We start from the raw sequence: 666 nt of genomic DNA, 5'->3' as shown, positions 1-666 counted from the left end.
TGACATTGCTTCGAAGCCGATTCGACCTGAATTGCTTGTTCCAAGCGGCAAGCTTACCGGCCGCCCATTCAAACCTTTCTGTAGTAGGGATGCAGAAGGGATCACTACCCTTCATTTCTCGAAGAAGGGAGGTGAACGAGAATGGATCTGCTGCAAGCCATATTAGCTGCAGTCGGGTTGATCGGAGCAATTTTAGGGGCGTTCAAGCTGGTGTTAAAAGAATGGTCCGAGATCCAGACGCTTTTGCAAAAGCTGAAAAAACAGCGGCGCAAAAGAAAAAAGGATGGCTCCCCCCGGCGTAAAGGTTAGGCGCACATCCTTCTCGGGAAAGACGATGGCCGTCGTCTTTTCCCTTCTTTATCCTTATTATAGTCGGTTTCGTTTATTCTCACAACCTGAAAGGGGTGATGCTCTTGCAATGGTTCTTGACGCTGGGTGGTGGCATCTTGCTCATTTTGTCCATCATATACCTGATTTTATTCGGGTATCGTAAAAAACTAAAACTGATCGAAAATTCTAAAGGAGAGTGATTTCTAAATGAAAGAGCTAATTAAAGGACTATTGGCCGGTATTATCGCGCTTACTACAGTCGGAGGGGTTCCCGTCCAGGAAGTACAAGCTTCCGGAGGTTTTAAAGATGTGCCGGCGAACCATTGGGCCAAGAGC

1 protein-coding gene is annotated in these 666 nt (G+C 47.0%); it reads left to right on the top strand.

Annotated features, from left to right (window positions below):
• The first annotated feature begins 141 nt into the window (after positions 1 to 141).
• Positions 142 to 309 (top strand): hypothetical protein, encoded by a 168-nt coding sequence (locus tag CHH67_RS26390; RefSeq protein ID WP_179292222.1) that lies wholly within the window; start codon positions 142 to 144, stop codon positions 307 to 309.
• The last annotated feature ends 357 nt before the right edge of the window (positions 310 to 666 follow it).

The sequence above is a fragment of the Paenibacillus campinasensis genome, assembly GCF_002272015.1.
Classification (GTDB): Bacteria; Bacillota; Bacilli; order Paenibacillales; family Paenibacillaceae; genus Paenibacillus_AQ; species Paenibacillus_AQ campinasensis.
Note: the sequence above shows the minus strand (reverse complement) of the source record. Positions and strands in the feature narration are given on the sequence as shown.

Bases quoted from the DNA above. Each gene is read 5' to 3' on its own strand.
- CHH67_RS26390 (WP_179292222.1), top strand. From the start codon at position 142: ATGGATCTGCTGCAAGCCATATTAGCTGCAGTCGGGTTGATCGGAGCA.